This is a genomic window from Streptomyces sannanensis (assembly GCF_039536205.1).
In the GTDB taxonomy this organism is placed as follows: Bacteria; Actinomycetota; Actinomycetes; order Streptomycetales; family Streptomycetaceae; genus Streptomyces; species Streptomyces sannanensis.
The window spans coordinates 4,718,126-4,733,381 of sequence record NZ_BAAAYL010000001.1; the positions used below are offsets into that span (position 1 = coordinate 4,718,126).

General features: G+C 68.4%; 14 protein-coding genes and 1 pseudogene. 9 read left to right on the forward strand and 6 right to left on the reverse strand.

Translation table 11 applies throughout. The annotated features are described in order from the left end of the window. Positions 1-11 precede the first annotated feature (11 nt). The gene (locus ABD858_RS22200; protein WP_345040355.1) at positions 12-4,706 is read left to right on the forward strand and encodes an outer membrane protein assembly factor BamB family protein; all 4,695 of its coding nucleotides are present in this window, start codon (positions 12-14) and stop codon (positions 4,704-4,706) included. Positions 4,707-4,858: 152 nt separating this feature from the next. Here ABD858_RS22200 and ABD858_RS22205 read toward each other — a convergent pair whose 3' ends face one another. Next, the gene (locus ABD858_RS22205; RefSeq protein WP_345040357.1) at positions 4,859-5,428 is read right to left on the reverse strand and encodes a hypothetical protein; all 570 of its coding nucleotides are present in this window, start codon (positions 5,426-5,428) and stop codon (positions 4,859-4,861) included. Between the two features lie 313 nt (positions 5,429-5,741). Beyond that, positions 5,742-6,128 (reverse strand): WXG100 family type VII secretion target, encoded by a 387-nt coding sequence (locus ABD858_RS22210; protein WP_345040359.1) that lies wholly within the window; start codon positions 6,126-6,128, stop codon positions 5,742-5,744. Positions 6,129-6,434: 306 nt separating this feature from the next. Between ABD858_RS22210 and ABD858_RS22215 the strand changes: the two genes are divergently transcribed. The 7 genes and pseudogenes from ABD858_RS22215 (at position 6,435) to ABD858_RS22245 (ending at position 11,889) form a co-directional block, all read left to right on the forward strand. Next, positions 6,435-6,740 (forward strand): WXG100 family type VII secretion target, encoded by a 306-nt coding sequence (locus ABD858_RS22215; protein WP_345040362.1) that lies wholly within the window; start codon positions 6,435-6,437, stop codon positions 6,738-6,740. After that, on the forward strand, positions 6,740-8,509 hold the full coding sequence (locus ABD858_RS22220) for an RNase A-like domain-containing protein (RefSeq protein WP_345040364.1): 1,770 nt from the start codon (positions 6,740-6,742) through the stop codon (positions 8,507-8,509). The genes ABD858_RS22215 and ABD858_RS22220 overlap by 1 nt, the downstream gene beginning before the upstream one ends. A gap of 51 nt (positions 8,510-8,560) precedes the next feature. Beyond that, positions 8,561-9,121 carry a hypothetical protein gene (locus ABD858_RS22225; RefSeq protein ID WP_345040367.1) on the forward strand — a complete coding sequence of 187 codons (561 nt, stop codon included), beginning with the start codon at positions 8,561-8,563 and terminating at the stop codon, positions 9,119-9,121. 41 nt (positions 9,122-9,162) lie between these two features. Continuing rightward, complete coding sequence (locus tag ABD858_RS22230; protein ID WP_345040369.1) at positions 9,163-9,462, forward strand: RNase A-like domain-containing protein; 300 nt, start codon at positions 9,163-9,165, stop codon at positions 9,460-9,462. 13 nt (positions 9,463-9,475) lie between these two features. Further along, positions 9,476-10,132: a contact-dependent growth inhibition system immunity protein gene (locus ABD858_RS22235; RefSeq protein WP_345040372.1), complete on the forward strand. Its 657-nt coding sequence runs from the start codon at positions 9,476-9,478 to the stop codon at positions 10,130-10,132. A 286-nt stretch (positions 10,133-10,418) separates the two neighbouring features. After that, a pseudogene (locus ABD858_RS22240) lies at positions 10,419-11,098 on the forward strand (JmjC domain-containing protein); the annotation flags it as partial. After that, positions 11,032-11,889: an aldo/keto reductase gene (locus ABD858_RS22245; protein WP_345040374.1), complete on the forward strand. Its 858-nt coding sequence runs from the start codon at positions 11,032-11,034 to the stop codon at positions 11,887-11,889. The pseudogene ABD858_RS22240 and the gene ABD858_RS22245, both read left to right, overlap by 67 nt. Here the strand turns inward: ABD858_RS22245 and ABD858_RS22250 are convergent. The 4 genes from ABD858_RS22250 to ABD858_RS22265 form a co-directional block, all read right to left on the reverse strand. Beyond that, complete coding sequence (locus ABD858_RS22250) at positions 11,877-12,734, reverse strand: hypothetical protein (RefSeq protein WP_345040377.1); 858 nt, start codon at positions 12,732-12,734, stop codon at positions 11,877-11,879. The genes ABD858_RS22245 and ABD858_RS22250 overlap by 13 nt on opposite strands. A 143-nt stretch (positions 12,735-12,877) precedes the next feature. Beyond that, a complete protein-coding gene (locus tag ABD858_RS22255) occupies positions 12,878-13,063 on the reverse strand; it encodes a DUF397 domain-containing protein (RefSeq protein ID WP_345040379.1) in 186 nt (61 codons plus the stop codon). Positions 13,064-13,346: 283 nt separating this feature from the next. Beyond that, complete coding sequence (locus tag ABD858_RS22260; RefSeq protein WP_345040381.1) at positions 13,347-13,571, reverse strand: DUF397 domain-containing protein; 225 nt, start codon at positions 13,569-13,571, stop codon at positions 13,347-13,349. Between the two features lie 4 nt (positions 13,572-13,575). After that, positions 13,576-14,427, reverse strand: coding sequence for a helix-turn-helix domain-containing protein (locus ABD858_RS22265; RefSeq protein ID WP_345040384.1), 852 nt, complete (start codon positions 14,425-14,427; stop codon positions 13,576-13,578). Between the two features lie 206 nt (positions 14,428-14,633). On the opposite strand from ABD858_RS22265, the gene ABD858_RS22270 reads away from it, so the two are divergent. Continuing rightward, entirely contained in the window at positions 14,634-15,047 is a 414-nt protein-coding gene (locus ABD858_RS22270; protein ID WP_345040386.1) for an ATP-binding protein, read from the forward strand. The last annotated feature ends 209 nt before the right edge of the window (positions 15,048-15,256 follow it).

Genomic DNA, 15,256 nt, shown 5'->3' on the forward strand with positions numbered 1-15,256 from the left:
TCCCGATGTCCATGTTCACCTGGACACGCGCGCACATGCGCGCTGTCCTGTACACCACCATGCTGGGGCTCGCCTTCAGCGTGGTGGCGGGCCCGCTGACGCTGTACGCGGCGACCGCCATCGACCCGCCGGAGGCCACCGTCAGCGGCGTCGCGTACGTCGACGCCGACGGCGACGGCCGGCGCAGCTCCGACGAGGCCGGCCTGGCCGGTGTGCGCGTCTCCGACGGCACGGTCACCACCACGACCGCCGCCGACGGCTCCTACTCGCTGAAGATCTCCACCGACCGTCGTAAGACGGACATCGTGTGGGCCGGTCAGCCGCGGGGCTACCGGTTCGGCCTGGACGAGTACAAGGAGCCGAGGTTCTGGGCGAACCTCGGCCAGCTCGCCGACGACGCCACGCCGACCGCGGACTTCGCGCTCGTCCGTGACGAACTCTCCGACGGCGACACCTTCTCCTGGGCCAACATCGCCGACCCGCACGTCAACGCACAGCTGCCCGATCAGATACGCGAGATCAACTCCACAAGCACCGACCTGCGGTTCATCGCGGTCAGCGGCGACCTCACCAACGACGCCAGCCAGGGGCAGTTCGACGCGTACCGTCGCGGCACCCAGCAGTCGGACGTCGCTGTCTGGCCGGCCGTCGGCAACCACGAGTACGCGGGCGGGTCGGCGTACGCGGACAGGATCGACAACTATCGCAAGAACGTCGGTCCGGAGTGGTACTCGTTCAACTACGGCAACCGGCACTTCGTGGTGCTGGAGAACAATGGCGCGGCGCCGTTCGAGGAGGAGCTGAACTGGCTCAAGGGCGACCTCGCCGCGAGCGTTCCGCTGGACGACGACCCGGCCAACGACATCGAGGTCGTCGTCCTCGCCCACCAGCCGATGAACGTTCCGTTCGGCTCGCCGTCGACGTACGACGCCTTCGGCAAGGTGCTCGAGCAGTACAAGGCGCAGCTGATCCTGGTCGGCCACGAGCACTCCAACCACGTCGAGAACAAGTCGGCGTTCGCCCCGACCGCCAAGCACATCCAGACCGTGTCGAGCTCCTACACGATCGACAACGCGCCCCGCGGCTTCCGCTACATCCATATGGCGGGTCCGGGCTTCGAGAACCCGTTCCGGATGTACGGCGAGAACGAGCACCTCACCATCGTCAGCCCCGCGCCGGGCTCGAAGGTGCCGGCCGAGAAGTTCCCGGGCATCCAGATCAACGCCTACGACACCGGCGACGAGGTCGTCTCGGCGCGCTACCGGATCGCCGGCGACAAGAACTGGAGGCCGCTGCACCGCAGCGGCGAGTTCACCTGGCAGAGCAACCTGCCCGACAGCCTGCAGACGGTCGGTGAGCACAGCGTCGAGGTGAAGGTGACCGACGCGGCGGGCAAGACCTGGACCAAGTCGGCGGACTTCACCCTCACCGACGAGCCGGCGCTCAAGCCGGTCGCCGGCGGTGACTGGGACCAGCACCACGGCAACGAGGGCCACTCCGGTGTCGCGCCGGCGCAGGAGGCCGGCCGCCGCCTGGCCTGGAGCTTCCGCACCGACGGCACCTTCCTCACCGGGTCGCCGGTCATCCACGACGGCGTCGTCTACGCGGGCACCCGCGACGAGAACGGCGACGGCAACAGCCGGATCCACGCCGTCCAGCTCAAGAACGGCAAGGAGCTGTGGAACTTCGAGGTGCCGCAGTCGATCCACGGCAGCCTCGCCTACGGTGACGGCCTGATCTTCGCGCCGACCCTCGGCTCGGAGCTGTACGCCGTGGACGCGAAGACCGGCGAGCTGCGCTGGAAGGCCGAGCCCGAGGAGGCGCCGGCCCCGAACAACCAGCGCACCTACGGCTACTACTCGCCGGCCGTCTCCGGCCACACCGTGCTCTGGCCCTACCAGACCCGTTTCGGCATCGGCAGCCAGGGCGTCCTCAAGGCGCTCGACACCCGCACCGGCGAGCAGATCTGGGCCTCCCCGATGTCCGGCGCGACCATGAGCGACGGCACGCCCGCCGTCATGGACGGCACCGTGTACGTCGGCAACCAGACCGCCGACCGCGTGCTCGCCTACGACCTGGCCACCGGCGCCCGCAAGTGGACCGGAACCGAATCGCTCGGCGGCTGGCAGGACGGCGTGCCGACCGCAGCCGAGGGCAAGGTCTTCATCGGCTCCAACAACGGCATCGCCGCCCGCGACGGCAAGACCGGCGAGACGCTGTGGACCTACCGGAGCTCGCGTTCCTCGCTCGTCTCGAGCGGCTCGACCCCGAGCGCCGCGGCCGTCAAGGACGGCGTCGTCTACATGGGCTTCCCGAGCGGCGCCGTCGTCGCCCTCGACGCCCAGACCGGCAACGTCCTCTGGGAGCGGGTGCTGCCCGGCGACATCTACCACGGTGGCGTCATGTCCAGCCCGGTCGTGGCCGGTGACACGCTCTTCGTCGGCGCCAACAACGGCAGGTTCTACGCCCTGGCCACCGACACCGGCCAGATCCTGTGGAACCACGAGACCGGCACCTGGGTCGGCGCCGGCCCGGCCGTCAGCGGCAACACCGTGGTGACGGGCGCCTGGGACGGCAACCTCTACGCCTACGTGCCGGGCGGCGAGTCCGCGCAGCGCTGGGCGACCGTGACCGGTACGGTCAGCGACCCGGAGACGGGCGCTCCGATCGCCGGCGCGAAGGTCACCGCCGTCGCCGCCGGTCAGGACACCGCGGTGACCAGCACCGACGCCCAGGGCAAGTACCGCATCGGCGTGCCGGCTTCGACCTGGACCGTCTCGGCGGCCAAGCGCGGCCTGATCGCCGACGACCGCTCGGAGGCCGGCGTCACGGTCGGCACCACCGGCAACGAGACGGCCGACCTGAAGCTGATCAAGGTGACCGGCCCGGTCGCCGGCAAGTCGACGTACGCGCCGGACTACGGCAACGGCAGCACGCGCAAGGACGTCGTCACGGGCAGGGAGTACTACTACCTGGCCAACGACAAGGTCCGGGCGTCCGTGACGCCGTACACCGGCGGCAACAACGGTGTCGGCGGTCTGGGTCAGGGCGAGCTGTCGGACGTCATGCTCAACGACGCCAACGGCGCCGAGACCCTTGACTGGGGCGAGATGCTGCTGCGTCCGAGCCTCACGCCGCCCGACTCGTGGGACCGGCCGAACGACCAGCTCGACCTGCCCGACCTCACGGTCGACGGCGCGGCCGTGGTCGGCAACGGTCAGTACCGGGGGAACAAGGCCATCAAGGCGCAGGTCCGCTACGAGACCCTGCCCGACGCTCCGATCGTGAAGATGACGGTCAAGCTGACCAACACCGGCACCACGGGCTACCAGGGCTACTTCAACTACATGATCGACCCCGACGGCTCGGTCGACAACGGCCGGATCCCCGGGTTCAGCGGCACCAACCCGGGTCTGAAGACCTCGGGCTGGACCGGGAACTACGTCTACGTCGGTGCTGACACGGCCACCACGAACGGCCAGGCCGCTCACGGTCTCGCCTGGGCACAGGACACGCCGGCCGCGGTCGGTGCGTACGGCTACATCGAGGGCCTCTACTACGACGCCACGATGGAGCCCGGTGCCACCAAGCAGTTCAGCTTCTACCACCTGACCGACTACGCGACCGCCGGTGGCGACCCCACCCGCAACATCGCGAAGTGGGCCGACGAGATCGACCTGCACGACGAGGCCGTCCCGGACGCCGCTCGCGCCACAGGCACGATCACCGCGGACGGCTCCGCCGTCTCCGGTGCCCGGGTCGCCCTCGAGCAGGACGGCAAGGTGGTCGCGACCACGAGCACCGACGCCCAGGGCAAGTACCGCGTCAAGGCCCCGGCCGGTCAGTACGACGTCCGGGTGTCCAAGCTGGGCTACCAGACGGCCGCCGACAAGGTCACCGTGCCGGCGGCGGGCAGCGGCGTCGCCGACGTCGCGCTGAGCCCGGTCAAGGTCGAGGCGAGCTACGGCAAGCAGATCGGCTCGGGTCTGGTCGAGGCAGGCCCCGGCGACGTCATGCTCGAGAACGACAAGCTCTCGATGGCGATCGCCGACGCTTTTAATGACTCGCAGCTCTCCGGTAGCACCCGCGGCAAGCCGGTCGACATCGCCGTCCGCGGCATGGCCGACCAGTTCGACTGGATCAACCTGCCCTACGTCTCGGCGACCCAGCCGACCGGCGATACCGCGTGGGACGTCCGGACGGTGCAGGCGACCGACGTCAAGATCGTCCAGGCGACCGGCGACAAGGCCGTCGTCCGGGTATCCGGGCCGGTCAATGGCTTCACGGGTCTGACGGCGACGACGACGTACACGCTGAAGCCGGGCGACGACTTCGCCACGGTCTCGACGGAGCTGAGCAACTCCGGCTCGGCTCCACTCAGCGTGTGGACCGGTGACGTGATGGACCACGACGCGGCCGGCTCGGCCAGTGTCATCCCGGGCGCCGGCATCGTGACACCGGGTGCGACGAAGGCGTACACCCCGACCAAGCCGTACATCGGCATGACCGGGACCGACCCGCAGGTGTTCGGTCTCGTCTACGGCACGCCGGCCGGCGCCTTCGACGTCTACGCCGCGGGCAACTGGGTGATGAGCCGGTTCAAGGTCGACGTGCCGGCGGAGGGCTCCTACACCCTCACCCGCAAGCTCGTCGTCACCCCGGGCACCGACGCGCTGGGCATCCTCGACGAGGTCCCCGCGCCGTAACGCACACCCACCCCACCACACGGGGCCGGCCCGGACTCCATCCGGGCCGGCCCCGCTGTCATTACATGCGGCGCGGCCACACGTTCGCGGGATGGCCCGGCAAACACCGTCCCGCACCCAGGAACGGTTGTTCCTGGTGCCTGTGCGTGTTCTCAGTTCGCGTTGAACGACCAGAAGACCCCGACCTCGTCCGCGCTCACGGCGATCAGTCCGAGGTCCATCAGGTGGTCGGTGAACGCGCGGCCGCCGGCGAGTTCGCCGGCGAGGAAGTCCGGCGAGGCGGAGGTCCGGGCCAGGTCGGAGGAGGTACGGAAGTCGGCGTCGGCACCGAACCGGCTGAGCACCGACCGGGCGTCGGCCAGCACATCGTCCCGGTCGGCGCGCGTCCGGACGGGGCGGGCCTCGAAGAACCATTCCTGGGTCAGAGAGGCGAGTAGCTCAGCGGCGGCAGAGGCCGTGACGGGATACGTCCACGCGTGCACCTGCTCGGCCGTGAGCGGCAGGAACGGATAGGAAGGACGGATGTTCTCCCGCCCCTCCTTGTCGATGTGCCACTCCAGTGTCTGCCGGCCCCGAGGGTCGGTGACCGACCGGTCCAGGATGTCCAGGACGTCCCGTCCCCAGTCGTCGTGCCGTCGGGGCCCGGTCATCGCGAAGGTGTACACGTCGTCCAGGAGCCGCTCCAGCGCGGCGTCCCAGGCAGTGTTGTCGATGGAGTTCATTCGGCTTCCGGTCGGTCACGGGGCGGGCATGGACGTGTAGATGAATGTGTGGACGCCAGGCGCTGCGGGTCGAGACGCGGCTCGCGTCCCGGACGCTGTGCGTGGACCACCTCCCAGCTGCCGGACCCACGTCCCGCCCAGCGGTGGCGGCGGACGTGCCTCGAACTCGCGGACGCGGCGTCGGCGCGGGACCTTGTGGCCGACGTCCTGCGGGCGCTGGCCGGGGGCGATCCGCTGTGCAGCAGGAGAAGCGGTGCGCACGCCGGCTGGCTCCACGGCCCGTCGGCGGGTCGAGCGGGCGGCTTCCTGTGCGTCAGATTTCGTGCAGGCGACTGCGAGGCGCTTGGTTCGTCGGCGTGGACAGCGCGTCAGCGGCTGCTTCGACGTCGACGGCGGCCTGGATTCTGCGGAACTGTTCGAGGGTCTCGAGTTCCTGGTTCGTGAAGCCGCCTTCGCTCAGACGAATGGCCTCCGCCAACAATTGGATGGTCTGTCCGATGCGAACGGCATCCTCCGCGGCTCCGCGGTGGAGCGATCGATAGGACTTGGCAGTGGGACCCCGCCAGCGGGTCTCGATGCCGTCGACGATCTCATCCATGCGCTTGACTTGTTCGCCGAGATACTCCTGCATGTCATCCAGATCGTCCGCCAGTTTCTTCAACTGCGACGATGTGTAAGCGAGTTTGGACTCATCGCTCATGCCGGTCCCCCGCATTGGAACTTGTGCTACAAGCCGCAAACCACCCTAGCAACGCGGACACACCTCCGCAGACATGCGTTATCACACACCACGGGGGATGCCCCTCAAGCGGAACAAAGGCCCCTTGCCGCCCGTGCGGCGGCCGTCCCGCCGCCCTCCTCTATCCGCCTTACCCCCCCTGTCCCCCAAGGGCGGGCAACCGATGGGACGCCCATATGATCGGCATGCTCGACCCGGTGCCCGCACCAGATGCCGCCCAGCCGATAAGCAGCATCGTGGACGTCTGAACCGAGGGGGATCAGCACCATGCAGGACGAAGACCGGATCACCGTCGATTTCGCCACCCTGCAGCGCCTTTCGGGCGATCTCGAGGAGATACTCCGCGTCCTCAACGAGAAGCTGGACACGTTGTACGAGCGGGCCGCCAAAGCCGTGCTGAGCTGGGACGGTGAGGCACGCGAGGCCTTCATCGACGAGCTGGACAAGTGGAGCCACTCCGCCGACGACCTCAAGGCCGCCCAGGCCTGGCTCCACGAGGTCGTGGTCAAGGGGCACCTCAACTACGTCGCGGCCAACAGGTCCGTGCTCCAGGGCTGGGGAGGCGGTGCCTGATGGCCGGCCCGTCTACCCCCGCGCAGTCACCCGGCGGGGGCGGCGCCATCGACGTCAAGCCCAGCGACCTCTGGGTGGTCTCCGGACGGGTCGCCACGCAGCAGGACTTCCTGATGCGCGCCGCCCGCAATCTTCTGGAGGAGCTGGGCAAGTATCCCGACGCCGGCGGCGCCGGCACCGAGGCCCAGAAATTCGCCCAGGCGTACAAGAAGATCGGAGAGCGCTGGCTGGAGGTCTGGGGCCAGTCCGTGCTCAGCGTCGGCGGCGTCGCCGTCGGCTTCACCGAGACCGCCAACGCCTATACCAAGGCGGACGCGGCGGCCCACCCCAAGCCGGGCAAGACGGCCGAGCAGCGCCCGCTGCCCACGGTCGTCGACAGGGCCCCGAACTTCGACTCGATACCCGACATCAAGTGGGGCGACGACGACGGCGGCGACGACATCCTGCGCGGCCTGATGGAAGGCATCCCCGAAATCGTCCGGGACGTCCTCCAGCCACTGTGCAAAAACGTGTTCCGAGTCGGAAGGGTGGCGGACGTCCACCCCTTCCCGCAGCAGCACTACCTCAACTCCCTGTGCCACAGCTGGATGAACGTCTCCATCATGGCGACGACAGGGGCGGACCAGCTCACCCAGGCCGTCGGCGCCATCACCAACCACCAACAGGCCGACTGGGAAGCCGCGATGCGGACCTTCTGCAGCGCCCTGTGGGGAGGGACGGCATGGGGACAACAGCGGCACGGCTACCAGTGGGCGCAGACCGCCAACTCCGGCCGGGGCACGCCCCGCGTCCCCACGGGCAGCGAGCCCGTCCTGGCCGTACTGAAGGACACGGCCGACGACATCGCCACCATCCTGCGCGAATACGCGGAGGCTGCCGTCGACCTCAACCGCGACGTCGCGGACGAGCTCCACCGCGCCATGTGGAAGGCCGCCAAGGAGATCCTCGAGGACCTCGCCAAGCCCAAGGACCCGAAGAGCATCCTCGGCACCGTCACCTCTGTGATCGGCAAGGGCGCGGGTTTGATCCTGTCGTTCGACGTCAAGACGGTGCTGAACATTGACACGGGCAAGCTGAACGGGATTGTCGACAAGTACACCGGCATCCTGGGAGGTCTGACCACGCGCATGGAGGCGCTGAAGGGGCCGCTGGACGAGGCATACCTGAGCGCCCCCAAGTTCGAGGCCGGCGTCGCGCGGGCGCACGGCTTCGGCGCACGGGCCTTGGAGGAGTTCAAGAGCTCGAAGGTCTGGCTGAAGGTCGACTCGAACGGCAAGTACGACCTGAACCTCGCCGCCAACGAGTACATGGCGGACGGCCATACCCTGGACAAGCACGTCGGCAAGACGGACGAGCAGCTCGCGCAGCGCTTGCGCGACCAGCAGTCGAACGGCCCGACGCAGGCCTGGCCGTACGGCAAGCCGAAGATCGGCAGCTCCTCCGCCTTCCCGAACTACCAGCGTGCGGAAGAACTGACCGAGTACAACCTCAACCAGAACAAGGCCGCCATCGAGGCGTGGATCAAGGGCCCGCCACCGCCGGCCGACGGCGAAGTCGAGCCGTTCTACTCGACGGCGCCCAACGGCGAGACCAGTGGCCGCAGCGTGAGCAAGCAGCCGGTGGACCCGAACCACCCGCTGTCCGGGTACAAGGAGGGCGGCCTGAAAGCCAAGGGGTACGACGTGAACGGCATCGACACCCGAATCCGGTACGACAGCAACCGGAACCCGCCGTTCACCGTCATGACGTCGATGCCCTACAAGCCCTAGAGCCCGCAGAGCCCGCAGAGCCCGTAAAGACCCGAGAAAGGTCCGCACCCCATGTCCGTCGACCAGAAGTCCTGGGAAGCCGCGGTACGCCATCTGTACGAGGACGCGTACCCGTACGACGCCACGGGCCCGCGCCGCCACGAGGACTGGGTCCTCGACGTCCTCGCTCTGATGGCCCGGGTCCCGGACCCGCGCGGCTGGGCCGGTCTCGACGACGCGGCGCAGGACCCGGAGCGCGAGGGGTTCCCCACGTTCCCGTTCGCCGTCCATCCCCCGGAGTACATCGCGGTGCGCCTCCAGGAGATCGACCGGGACAGCGCCGAGAACCTGCTGCTGGCCCTCACGGACGACAGGTGCACCCTGTCCAACCTGAGGCGCTTCACGGAGAGCGAGGAGGAACTGCGGGCCATGGCACGCACGATCCTCGCGCGTTACGGGGACAAGGCCACGTATCACACCAACATCAAAATGCCCGGCCACGTGCGCGGCACGCTCGACTTCACGTCGTCGAGCTGGGCGTACAGCCCGCTGAGCGTCTACACGGAGGACTGCGGCCTGATCGTCGTCACGGACACTGAGGTCGGCATGTTCTGGAACTTCGCCGACTACTGAGCCGCCCGCCCTCTGACCGGGCGCTTTGAGAGGATGCCCCCGTGCTGACCCGTTCCGCTACCTACCCCGACCGGGAGACCGCCCACTGGGCCACCCAGCAGGTGGTGACCGCCAACGAGCAGGCCATCCACCGCTGGCTCGCCCAGAACACCCGGGCCCGCCTCACCGTCGAGGCCGCCTGGCCCTCCCGCGAGGAGCCCGTGGGCCGGGTCCAGCTGGAAGCCGAGCTGCTGGCGGGCCGCGGACCCGTCGACGTCCGCGCGGCGCGCGTGGTGCTGCGCCGCGAGCCGTCGAGCCCGCACGGTTTCGTCGTCCACACGACCGTCCCGTTCTACCTGTAGGGGCCGCACGCACATGTCCATGAAGCCCCTCGAACACGACCGCCGGTATGGCGAGCTGGACCAGGTGATGCGCGCGTACCTGGGGCAGCCGGCCGACGACACCCCGGAGCGGCGCAGTCGCGCGCTGGACGCGTACCTCCGTCACACCTGGCACACCCGCCCCTCCGCCATCGCGGAGGCGGAGCGCCAGCTGCGCGAGTACAGCCGCAACCCTCCGGGCCGCATCCGGCAGGGCTTGGGCGAGTTCTACGCGATCCCGGACACCGGGAAGCCGCAGTCGGAGATCGGCGGCTGGCTGTTGGTGCTGGCCGACCACCTAAAGAAGAGCGTCGAGGAGGGCGACGTCCCCGAACCGTCGTCCCCGCAGACTCACTGGGAGTGGCACGCGCGCTTCCCGGAAACCGCGCAACTGCTCGGCGGCTGGTTCTCGCAGGACATCGTCGACGAGTTTCCCGACCACGACTCCGCCGTCGCCGACTACGCCGCCACCACCGACCCTCAGCTGGTCGCACGCCTCGTGGGCGAACTCCACGAGCTGCTCGCCCTCCCCCTGGACGAGGGGGACTACGCCTTGGCAGCCGCCGAACTCGGCATGGAGGTCGGCCCGCCTGAGCCGTTCTCCCACGGCGCCTGGTTCCAGTCGCTGGCGGCGACGCTGTCCGACATCTGATCCGGGGCAACCGCCGGGGACCGGCCATCGCGGCGACGCCGGGGCTGAACTCCGCCGGCCTCCCGCCGAGCTCTGCGCGGGCCGTTCAGGGGCTGCGCATCAGGTTGCAGAGGTCGGCGACGAGGGCTGCGACATCGCGTTCGCCCTGCTCTGGGGCCGCCTTGTCGGGGCGATTCCGGCTTCCGGAGCACGGTACGGCAGGGGTTGCAGAGGCCGTCCGGGAGTGCTCGGCCGGGCCGGGACGGCCGCATTCGGCACACTTGACCAGGGGATGTGCACGGGAGCGGTGCCTATGTACCGAGACTCCGACCCGAACAACACCCCGAGCGACGAGATCATCTGGTCCGGCGTCATGAGGACCGGTGACGTCATGCACATCCCCCGAGGGCACTGGCATCAGACGACCCGGACCGGCAGCGGCTCGGGAAAGAACCTCCACGTCACGTTCGGCATCACCAAACGCACTGGAGCCAGCTGGCTCGCCTGGCTGGCCGACTGGTGCCGCGAACACGAGATCTTCCGGCATGACCTGGACCGCCGGCACGGACCCGACAGCGAGGCCCTGATCGAGGCCGCCACCACGCTGGTCGGCGAACGCTCTCCGTCCGACTTCCTGACCGCGTACGAGCAGGAGACGACGCTGCCGCGCCACGTGCCGTTCCTCGACATCCTCGGGCCGCTCGAGCCGTGGTGTGCACCACCCACTTCCCACCCCGGGTCCAGGAGAACGGAGAGACCGTCGACATCGTGTCCTCAGGGAAGAAGCTCACCCTCTCGGCCAAGGCCCTGCCCGCGCTGCGGATGCTGCTGAGCGGCAGGCCGGTCCCGCTGGAGCAGGCGGCGGCCGTTGTCGGGGTCGAAGTGACGGAGCTCGCCGAGATCCTGGTAAAGGAGGAGCTGTGCGCGGTGCTGACACCCGAGTTGTCCTCGGGCCACACCGGTCTCGTCACGAACGCCGTCTCCTGACCGGCGCATTGGATCTCGGTGTCACCGCGATCGACACCAGCAGCAGCTACCTCGGCTTCCGCTCGCATCAGATCCTGGCACGGACAGCCGGTGATCTGCTGCCGAGGTTCACGGTCTCCACGAAGGTCGGCTATTTCCCGGGGCGGGACGGGGTGGAGCACTCCCTGGACCCCGTACGGCTGCACGCGGCTATGGAACGGGTGGCCGAGGACCTCGGGCGGGAGCCTGACCTGGTGTTTCTGCACAACCCGGAACACTCGCTCCGCGAAGCCGCCCCGCACAACCGGGACGTGCTCGTCCAGGCGTGCACCGCCCTCGACGACGCTGCGGTGAAGGGGTTGTGCGCCGCCTGGGGTGTCGCGTCCTGGGACCCGTCAACGCTGCTGAATCTGATCGACACGACGGCACCAAGGCCATCGGCCCTCATGGTCCGCGCCGGCCTGCTGGTCGGAGCCAGAACGCTCGATGCCGCTGACGCCCTCATCAAGGAATGGGACCTGGGCGACGGCATGGTGTGGGGGATGAGTCCCTTCGGAGGCAGCGCCGGCGCCCCGGTGTGGGCCAGGATCGACCCGCGCGTCTTCCTACGGGACAGCAGTCGGCTCTCCCGCGTGCAGGCGGCCTTTCGGGCCGCCTATCACTTTCCGCGGGTCGACTCCGTTGCCGTGGGCACCGACGAACCCGCCCATCTGGGCGAACTTGTCGATGCCTTGGCCGGCGAGGTCGAGGAGCGGACCATCGAGGAGTACCGGAGACTCCTTCGTGACCGCTCGCGTGATCAGCCCGCCTGAAGCTCCTCGATGACCTGCTCAGCCATGCGTCGTGCGGGTTCCAGCCGAGGGTCCTCCGGGTGCGCGTACGGCCCGAGGATCTTCGAGCAGACGAACAACGTCATCAGCTTGCCGTCCCGGCTCTCGAAGTCGGACCGGCGCTCCTGCCGTACACGACCGGCCAGAGCCGGGACAGCAAGGGAGCTCGCCCACAGCGAGGCGGAATCCAGCCCCAGCGGCGCGTCACCCCAGTCCTCCCAGTCGAAGAGGCTGAACACCGGAGCGGTCACGTTGGCCCAGTTCAGGTCCGCGTGTGCCGGCACCCACCGCTTCACGGTCGTATCGAAGTCGCCGGGGAAGACACCTCGGATGGACTCGGTGACCAGTTCCTGGGTGATGGTGTCGGTGTCCGGCGTGGCGACCCGCCTCGTGTCCTGAGCCGCAAGCGCGTCCAGCGAAGCGTTCAACGCCTCCCACCACTCATCCGGCAGTTCCGGGACCTCACTCACGACGGCGCTTCCGACAGGAGCACCCGGCAGGAGCTCAGTTTCGTCGGCCCGCCACATCACCGGACCGTCTGCGTCCCGCCAGACCACACATCCTTGCCATGCGGGCTGGGCGACGCCTGCCAAACGGGCGGCACATTCGGTGCCGTTCCACCCTTGGTCGGTGATCTTGTCGAGCAAGCGCCGCTCGACCCGGACCCAGGTATCGCGGTCTGTCCGGGCTCCCACAGACCGACGCTTGCGCACCACCGTGTCCGGGAGCAAGCGCACCTGGAGGGACCGCTCGACACGATCAAGAACCTCGCCAACCGGCTGCACCCGTAGATCAACAGCCTGACCCGTGGAGACCGAGAGCGTCATACACGCGACCGTAGCAGTGGGTCGGCGGGAGGTAGCCCGTCGCGAGAAAGCGGCGGCAACTCCTAGCTACATCCAGCACCTCACGGGACGGAGGGTCACATGAACCTGTTCACCGTATGTCGGATCCAGCCACGCCGTTCCGTTCAGCTCACGTGCGTGATGAACGCGTTCCAGGCACGCGGGCCGAAGGCGATCACGGGGCCGGTGGGGCGCTTGCTGTCCCGCACGGGGATGAGGCCGGGGATGTTGGCGGCGACCTCGACGCACTCGTTGTTGCCACCGCTGAAGGTGCTGGCTCGCCACCGGCGAGTGCCCCCGGCGGGGGGCACGGGACATGGGAACGGGCGAAGTCGCCGGTTGGGGGCGGGCAGCTGGTGATTGAGACGGTTGTCCGGCTGAACCGGTAGGTCAGCGGCGATTGATCAAAGGTTCGGATCCCGCCAGGAGCCAGGAACGCGAGGAGCGCCTGCTGGTCGGGGATGAGGCGGTAGTGCCGTACGCCGACCTGATCCGCATCCCGGCGACGCCGATGCTGCTCCAGCCGCTGGTGGCGATGGTGTCGTTGCAGGTGTTCGCGTGCGAGCTGGGCGCGGCTCGGGGGAACGAGGTGGATCAGCCTCGGAACCTGGTGAAGTCCGTCATCGTGGAGTACGCGTCGCCCTTCAGGGCCTCGATGAAGGTGGTGAAGGCTCCGGTCGGGAAGGAGAGGGCGGCCCTGGCCGGGGCCTTCGAGTCGCGGATGGCTATGTGGGTGTGGCGATGTGCAACCTCCACGCAGGCGTCGCCCTGGCCACCGCCGGAGTAGGACGACTTTTGCCAGGTATGGGGGGTCATCATGGACTCACAGCTCCTTCGTCATCCGGAGGATGAGGTCACGCGAACGCTCGGGTTCGAGCGATGCCGCTTCTACCCTACGGAAGAGCGTTCGGTAGCGGCCGAGTTGGGCTTCGGCGTCGATGAACGCAGGGCCATTGGGTCCGTCACGCACGACGGTGTCCAGTTTGGGGACCGGACCACCTGCGTACACCATGGCGCTTCCTGCTCCGGCGAAGCCGTCCAGGTCGAAGGGGATGACGCGTACGGTGACGTGGTCGGCTTCAGAGAGTTCCAGGACGCGGGCGAGCTGAGCCCGTGCTGCGGCTCGGTCGCCGACCCTGATGCGCAGCGCTGCCTCGTGGATCACCGTCTCATACGGGATCGGGTCGGGCCGTTCGATGATGACTGTGCGCTTCATCCGGTGTTCCACCCAGCGCTCCACATCGCTCTTCGGGAATTCCGGGTTCACGTACGAGAAGAGGGCCAGGGCGTAGTCCTCGGTCTGCAATAGGCCTGGGACGTGCAGGAAGTCCACGTCCCACCGGTAGCTGGCGTGGTGCTCCAACTCGGCGAGGTCGAGGAACGGCTGGGGCAGTAGATCGCGGTACTCATCCCACCAGCCGCGCGTTCGTTCAGTCGCCATGGTCACCAGCGCTGAGAGCAACCCCTCGTCCGTGCAGCTGTAATGAGCGGCAAGACGCCGTACGCGTTCCTCGCTGACGCCCGCAATCCCGGACTCGATGTGACTCATCTGGACCGAGTTGGACCCGAGCAGCGCGGCGGCCTCACGGGCCCTGAGCCCTGCGGCGTCACGTAGTTTGCGCAATTCAGCACCCAGACGAACCTGACGTGCCGTCGGTTGCAGTCTGGGCGGCATGACATCCTCCTCGCCTTCAACGGCCTTGGTGCGGTGACTCGTTCGGTGCCAGGTTACGCGACCGGCTTGTAGTGGAACAATTTTATGCCATACCGTCAGTGATGTAACGCACACGCTGCGGAAGTGCACTGCTCCGTCGTGCCATGACGGCTGCGGCAATGCCACCGCTTGCCCCGCAACCCTCCCAATCCGAACGGAGCTGACGCATGCCTGAATACCCGACCGAACCCTGGGAGTACTGCCTTTACATCCCTAACGACCTGCGCGCCGTCACCATCAGTCGCCGCACCCTCCGCCTCATCCTCACCATGCACGGCCTGATCCGCCTGGTGGACACCGCCGAACTCCTCGCGGCGGAGCTGGTCTCGAACGCCGTACGCCACACCAAGGGCCCGGCCGCACTCCGCGTGCGCTGGTCCGCCGGCGTACTGCGCCTCGGGGCCTGGGACGCCGACCCCGAGCCGCCTGAGCCACCCGTGCCGCTCGAGCAGGTCGCCGACGTGGAGGAAGGGCGGGGGCTGGGGTTGGTCCGGGCGTACGCCGACCTGTGGGGGTGGCAGCTGCTGACGAGAGACGGCAATCGAGGGAAGGTCGTATGGTGCGAGTTGGCGGCCGCGTAAGCCGCCCCGGCAATGATTGGTAGATGCGTTCCACATCCTGGATGCCCGATCTGGGGGCTTGCGCGAAGGTCTGAAACAGATCTGCCAATCACCGCTCACTGCCTCGAAAGGAACCGTTGTGCGCCGCACCCCCGTAGCGTGCGAGCAGGAGCATCGTCGAAGTCAGGATCGACGTGGCCGAGATCGACGGCTTCCGGGCGGCGCTGGAG